The 6257-nt window shown below is 73.6% G+C and carries 7 protein-coding genes; 4 read left to right on the forward strand and 3 right to left on the reverse strand.

The genetic code is table 11. The features are described 5' to 3' along the window. Positions 1–625: 625 nt before the first annotated feature. On the forward strand, positions 626–1561 hold the full coding sequence (locus QZX64_RS10120; RefSeq protein ID WP_295659119.1) for a glycoside hydrolase family 43 protein: 936 nt from the start codon (positions 626–628) through the stop codon (positions 1559–1561). A gap of 9 nt (positions 1562–1570) precedes the next feature. Beyond that, complete coding sequence (locus QZX64_RS10125; RefSeq protein ID WP_295659122.1) at positions 1571–3049, forward strand: glutamine synthetase beta-grasp domain-containing protein; 1479 nt, start codon at positions 1571–1573, stop codon at positions 3047–3049. 43 nt (positions 3050–3092) lie between these two features. Here the strand turns inward: QZX64_RS10125 and QZX64_RS10130 are convergent, their stop codons facing one another. Then, positions 3093–3626: a hypothetical protein gene (locus tag QZX64_RS10130; protein WP_295659124.1), complete on the reverse strand. Its 534-nt coding sequence runs from the start codon at positions 3624–3626 to the stop codon at positions 3093–3095. Between the two features lie 63 nt (positions 3627–3689). Beyond that, entirely contained in the window at positions 3690–4880 is a 1191-nt protein-coding gene (locus QZX64_RS10135; RefSeq protein ID WP_295659127.1) for an NAD(P)-dependent oxidoreductase, read from the reverse strand. Positions 4881–4978: 98 nt separating this feature from the next. Between QZX64_RS10135 and QZX64_RS10140 the strand changes: the two genes are divergently transcribed. Next, positions 4979–5224, forward strand: a complete 246-nt coding sequence (locus QZX64_RS10140; RefSeq protein WP_295659129.1) for a DUF2630 family protein — start codon at positions 4979–4981, stop codon at positions 5222–5224. A 24-nt stretch (positions 5225–5248) separates the two neighbouring features. Next, positions 5249–5698: an MOSC domain-containing protein gene (locus QZX64_RS10145; protein WP_295659131.1), complete on the forward strand. Its 450-nt coding sequence runs from the start codon at positions 5249–5251 to the stop codon at positions 5696–5698. Here QZX64_RS10145 and QZX64_RS10150 read toward each other — a convergent pair. Further along, a partial coding sequence (locus QZX64_RS10150; RefSeq protein ID WP_366558539.1) for a TetR/AcrR family transcriptional regulator occupies positions 5658–6257 on the reverse strand: 600 nt, incomplete at its 5' end. The genes QZX64_RS10145 and QZX64_RS10150 overlap by 41 nt on opposite strands.

Genomic DNA, 6257 nt, shown 5'->3' on the forward strand with positions numbered 1-6257 from the left:
ACACCCCCGCGGCGGCCCGTTCGCCGATGTGGGCGTCCATCGCGTCGAAGAGCGCCTGCGGCGGCGTCCCGACGCCCTCTTCCATCCTCACGAATCCCATGAATCGCGGCATCGTCATCACTCCTGCTGGTTGGGGGTTGCTTGTCACCGGTACGTCGAACGGCTGCCGGGCTCTTCGACATCGACCAGGGAAGTCTCCTCGACCGTGCCGCCCCTCGCGGCCTGCCTCTCCCACCGCGTGCCGGACCCGCAGGCGGCCCGACCCCCGGAGCCGCGGCGGCGCATCGCCCGGCTCCGGCACCTCCCGCGCATGGCGACGACGTCGCCCCTCGGGTCGGCGCTCGTGCTCGTCGGTGCAGTGGCGCTGTGGCGTGGGGCATGGACATCCACGAGGGCGCCACCCCTGACCACCGCCCCCGACCAGCTCGTCCGGTGAGGCCCGGAGGGAGCCGCGGAGCCGGCTCACCACCCTGGTGGGTGCGCCCGCCCCGTGCGAAACTGGCGGCGTGACCACGGGCGCTGCGAAGGCCGGCCGCGACCGCTCGGTCGTGCACCCGGCGGTGTCCGACACCGCCTGTCCCGGCACGGCGTCCCGCCTGCCGCAGCCGGTCGGCCGGACACGGGCATGAGGCTCTACGACGGCTACTTCGCCGATCCCTTCGTGCTCAGGACCGACGAGGGCTACGTGGCCTACGGCACGCGCCCCGGCCGCTCCGAGGATGACGACGGCCGCGAGTTCGTGGTGCTCACGTCCGAGGACCTCCTGACCTGGCGCCGCCACGGTGGAGCCCTGGAGCGGGCGGATCCAGCGCTGGGCACCGACTACTGGGCGCCGGAGGTCGCCCACGCCGACGGGCGCTGGTGGATGTTCTACTCCGTCGGCCATGACATCGCCGGCCACCACCTCCGGGTGGCCGTGGCCGACCACGCCGTGGGGCCGTTCTCGGACCTCGGCCTGAACCTCACCCCCGACGAGCGCTTCGCGATCGATCCGCACCCCTTCCAGGACGCGGACGGCCGCTGGTACCTCCTCTTCGCCCGCGACGTCCTGGAGTCCGACCGGCCCGGCACCCACCTGGCGGTCGCCCCGCTCGAGGCCATGACCGGGCTGGGCCCGATCGTCGAGGTCCTGAGGCCGAACGCCGACTGGCAGATCTACCAGCGGGGCCGGGAGATGCACGGCGCCGTCTACGACTGGCACACCCTCGAGGGCCCCTCGGTCGTACGTCGACGCGACCGGTACTGGATGACCTACTCCGGCGGGGCGTGGACCGGGGAGGGCTACGCGGTCACCTGGGCCGTCGCGGAGTCGCCCCTCGGCCCCTGGTCCCCGGCGCCCGAGTCGGCCCCGCCGCTCCTGCGGACCTCCGGCGACCTCCTCGGGCCCGGGCACAACTCGCTCACCGTGGATCCCCAGGGAGACGACGTCATCGTCTTCCACTCGTGGAACGCAGCCAGGACGCGCCGCGAGATGCACGCGCGCCGCATCGACTTCGACGAGGACGGACCTCGCGTCGGCGGTCCCATCGGCGGGGCCGGCTCGTGTGGCGACGACTGGTAGACACGGGGCATGCCCAACGACGTCTTCGAACCCCACCCGCTCGTGCGCCTGCTCGAGAAGCCGGCAGCCGACTTCACGTGCAGCGACCTGGTCCGTGCCGTGGAGCAGCTTGAGCTGCGCCAGGTGAACCTGCGCTATGTCGGAGGGGACGGCCGGCTCAAGACGCTCGCCTTCCCGGTCGACTCGCGCGAGCACCTCGTCGACGTGCTCACCAAGGGTGAGCGGGTGGACGGCTCCAGCATCTTCCCGGGCACCGACAGCCAGGCCAGTGACGTCTACATCGTGCCGCGTCATCGCACCGCGTTCCTCAACCCGTTCGGGGAGCGGCCCTCCCTCGACGTGCTGTGCTCCTTCTACGGCGAGGACGGCAAGCCCCTGCCGTACGCGCGCGAGCAGGTCGTACGCCGGGCGGCCGAGGTGCTCGTGGAGGAGACCGGGATGGTCCTCGAGGCGTTCGGGGAGCTCGAGTACTACCTCGTCGGCGAGGTGGAGCGGATCTACCCCGTGGAGGAGGAGCACGGCTACCAGGAGTCCGCGCCCTTCTCCAAGGGCCAGCAGGTGCGCGAGCAGGTCCTGGGGCACCTCTCCGCGATGGGCATCAGGCTCAAGTACGCCCACGGCGAGGTCGGGAACATCCTCGAGGACGAGCGGCAGCTGGTGCAGCACGAGATCGAGTTCTGGCCGGTGCCGGTGGAGCAGGCCGCGGACGCCCTCGTGATGGCCAAGTGGGTCGTGCGGGAGGTCGCCCACGGACACGGCCTGGAGGTGACCTTCGCGCCCTCGGTGAGCAGCGGCGGAGCGGGCAGCGGGCTGCACGTCCACAGCAGGCTGGTGCGCGACGGCGCCAGCGCGATCATGGGCGAGGAGGGCATCAACGACACCGGACGGCGGTTGATCGCCGGCTACCTGTCGGCGGCCAAGGCGCTGACCGCCTTCGGCAACACCGTGCCGACGTCCTTCCTGCGCTTCACCGAGGGTGAGGAGTCGCCGGAGGGCATCTCCTGGGGCGAGACCGACCGCACCGGACTGGTGCGGGTGCCCCTGGCCTGGGGCGGGCACGTGCTGCCCGGCATGGTCGCCCACGCCAACCCCCAGAGCTCCGAGCCGATCCCCGAGCCTGCGGTCCATCCCCAGACGGTCGAGCTCCGGCTCGCCGACGGGTCGGCGGACGTCCACCTGCTCCTGGCCGGCATGGCCGTCGCGGCCCGACGCGGGCTGACCGACCCCGACAGCCTGGAGCTGGCCGCCCGCCTCAGCACCGCCGACCACGACGACTTCGAGCAGCTGCCGTCCTCGTGCGCCGATGCAGCCGACGCCCTCGAGAGCGAACGGGCCTCGTTCGAGGCCGACGGCGTCTTCTCCCGTGAGCTGATCGACGCGGTGCTCGACCGGCTCCGGGCGGACGACGACGCCGCGCTCGTGAGGAAGTCGGCCAAGAACGACGACGCGCGCGCCGAGCTCATCCGCCGGCACTGGCACGTCGGCTGACCCGGACACCCCCTACGGACGACCCCTAGGCCGCGGCGCCGGGTCAGCGGCCGTAGGCCTGCTGCCGGGGCAGGGGTCCGACGCGTGCGTGGCGCCCGGGCGACACGGCGGCGTGCCGCTGCCCCGGTCCCGGGCCGTCCTTCGCGGCGAGCGCGTCCGCGACGAGCCCCGTCGCGAACGCGTAGACAGCCTTGTGCACGACGTCCGCGACGAGCTCCTGGCGCGGCCAGGTCTGGGGCGGGGCCCCGACGCCGGTCGCGTTCTCCAGGATCTGGTCGTTGGTCAGCCTCAGCACCGCGAACTTCGCCGACGCGACCGGCCCCCGGAGCCCGACCTGAGCCATCAGTGATCGCAGGACACCGGCGAGCGCTCCCTGCCCGTAGTGCATCGCCAGGTTCAACCCTCGCGACTGGCGCGGGGGACGCTCGGGCAGTCCGGTGAGCCGGGCCAGCACGCGGGCCGGGACGTAGGAGTCGGGGCGACCGGTGAGCCGCTGCTCCAGCTTCTCCCCGGCCGTCATCACCGCGGCGCCCACCGCGCCTGCCACCATCCCCTGCCACAGCGCCCGTCTCATCATGGGGCACCGGTACCCGACGGCACATCGCGCAGACGTGTCCGGCAGTGGCCCGTCCGCCGAGGGCTACGGCGCGCTGCCGTCGCTGATCGGCGCGGTCACCGACAGGTTGCCGGCGTCCCGGCCGATCACGAGCCGCGTGCCGTCGAGGCGGCGCAGCGACTCCCGCACGACCTCGATGTCCAGGACGGTGTCGACGGCGATGTCCTCGTCGCGGATCGGCACGGGGTCGGTCCACTCGCTCGGCGGAACCTCGTAGGGGTCCCAGTCGGTCTGGGCGGCCGCCCACAGCTGGAGCGCCGACTGGTGGACGATCTCGTCGGGGGCGAAGGTGTCGGGCTCGCCCAGGCCGTCGCGGATCTCGGCGAGCGCCTGGTCGAGGCCGACGGACGGCGTCCAGCCCCAGCCGCGGGCGCGGTCGGCGAGGATCCGGCCGGTCCAGGCGGGGCCGTCCTCCCAGACCGGGTCGACGCCGACGGCCTCCGTGACGGTCTCGTGGTAGTCGCGCAGCGTGGCGGGCCCGGCGGCGACGTTGACGACGGTGCAGCCGCCGGCGACCGGGCCGGTCGCCGGGTCGTCGGAGGTCGCGACGCGTCCGGTGGCGAGGTCGGCGATGAGGGCGGTGAGGTCGTCGACGTGCACCCACGCGAAGCTCTGCTGCGGCCGCGCGTGGCGGGCCTGCTCGTCGTCGCGGACGTCGGCCGGGCGGAGCGTGTTCCAGATCGAGCTCTCGCCGGCGCCGAGGATCGCGGGCGGGCGCACGAGGACGCGGGTGATCCCGTCGATGTCGGCCAGGGCGGCGTCGGTGTCGCGCTTGGTCACCGAGTAGGCGCCGCCGTCGTCACCCACCAGCGCCGAGGACTCGTCGACGTCGCCGACCCCGGGGGAGCGGTCGTAGACGCCCGCGGTGGAGACGTGCACCAGCCGCTCGACGCCGGCGTCGGCCGCCGCCCGCGCGATGACCGGTGTGCCCTCGACGCCCACCCGGTGCTGGGTCTCGCGGTCGCTGCCCATGGGGTGCACCGTCGTCACGACCGCCGTCGCCCCCTCGACCACGGACGAAGCGAAGTCGGGGTCCGGGAATTCGCCGACCCGCTCCTCCACGCCGGGGAGCTCGGGGGCGGTGCCGGGGCGGCGTACGACGGCGCGCACGGTCGCCCCGCGCTCGACCAGGGCGGCGCAGGCTCGGGAGCCGACGAGGCCGTTGGCACCGGTGACCACGACGACAGGGGCGGGGGCAGGGCTCGACTCGGTCATGCCCCCAACTCTGGCACGGCCGTGTGTGCCCGCCTCCGGCAGGCCACGCACGCTCAGCCGCCGCCCCCACCGCGTGGAATCGGCGTACCGTGGGTGGGATGAACCAGCACGAGATCCTCGGCCGCGTCCAGACCCTCGTCGACCGTGAGCACGAGCTCCGCGAGAAGCGACAGAGCGGCGAGCTCAGCCGCGAGGAGGAGCAGGCGGAGATGAGGCACGTGGAGGAGGCACTCGACCAGTGCTGGGACCTCCTGCGCCAGCGCCGCGCCAAGCGCGAGTTCGACCGGGACCCCGACGAGGCCACCGTGCGGTCGGTCGGCGAGGTCGAGGGCTACCTGCAGTGAGCGGCCACCGCTCCCCGCACGTCGGTGGCTGACGCCCCCCACGTCGTCGCCATCCACACCGCCAAGGCGACCCGCCTGCCGATGAGGTCGGTGGACTCCGTCGAGGTGGAGGCCGGCAAGGGCATCGTCGGTGACCGCTACCACGGCACCAGGCACCGGCACGTGAGCGTGCAGAGCGCCACCGCGCTCGCCGAGGCGGCGAAGGTGTACGGCGCGCCCGTGCCGGCGGAGCTGACCCGGCGCAACCTCACGCTGAGCCACGGCGACGTGCCGCGCGACCCGGGCACCCGACTCCGCATCGGCGACGTGCTGCTCGAGGTCGTCCGCGTCGCCGCGCCCTGCAAGCTGCTCGACGACACGATCGGCCGCGGCGCCCAGGAGGCGCTGCGCCGCCGCGGCGGCACGATCTTCCGGGTGCTGGAGTCCGGCCGGATCAGCGTGGGGGACGAGGTGACGGCGTGCCCGCCGACGTGAGCAGGGTCCCGGCGGCCTCGAGGGCGCTGCGGAACGCCTGTGGCCGCCCGCCCGCGCTGGTGACGACGAGCGCTCCCTCGTAGAGCAGCTGCAGCTGGCCGCAGGCGCGCTGGGGGTCGGGGTGGCCGGCGTCGACCAGGATCTGCCGGAAGAGGCTGCGCATCCAGGCCTTCTCGTCGCGGATCACCTCGTGGGCCGGGTGCTCGGCGACCCCGAGCTCGGCCCAGGCGTTGACGAACGCGCACCCGCGCTCCGCCCCGGCCGACCACTCCTCGGCCACCTCGAACACGGTGAGCACCTGCTCCACACCGATGCGGTGGGTGCTGCTCAGCCGCTCGGTGACCAGACGCTGCCAGCGCTCGGCGCGCCGGGTGAGGTAGGCAGCGACCAGGGTGTCCTTGGAGCCGAACCGGTCGTACAGCGTCTTCTTGGTGGTGCCTGCCTCGTCGGCGATCAGGTCGACCCCGACGGCACGGATCCCGCGCTCGTAGAACAGGGCGCTGGCGACCCCGAGGATGTGCTCGCCCATCGGGGTGGCGGGATTGGGGGTGCGGGTGCG

The organism is uncultured Nocardioides sp. (genome assembly GCF_902805925.1).
In the GTDB taxonomy this organism is placed as follows: Bacteria; Actinomycetota; Actinomycetes; order Propionibacteriales; family Nocardioidaceae; genus Nocardioides.

Coding starts and splice junctions, on each gene's coding strand:
- QZX64_RS10125 (WP_295659122.1), top strand. CDS start 1,571: ATGCCCAACGACGTCTTCGAACCCCACCCGCTCGTGCGCCTGCTCGAG.
- QZX64_RS10140 (WP_295659129.1), top strand. CDS start 4,979: ATGAACCAGCACGAGATCCTCGGCCGCGTCCAGACCCTCGTCGACCGT.
- QZX64_RS10120 (WP_295659119.1), top strand. CDS start 626: ATGAGGCTCTACGACGGCTACTTCGCCGATCCCTTCGTGCTCAGGACC.
- QZX64_RS10135 (WP_295659127.1), bottom strand. CDS start 4,880: ATGACCGAGTCGAGCCCTGCCCCCGCCCCTGTCGTCGTGGTCACCGGT.
- QZX64_RS10130 (WP_295659124.1), bottom strand. CDS start 3,626: ATGATGAGACGGGCGCTGTGGCAGGGGATGGTGGCAGGCGCGGTGGGC.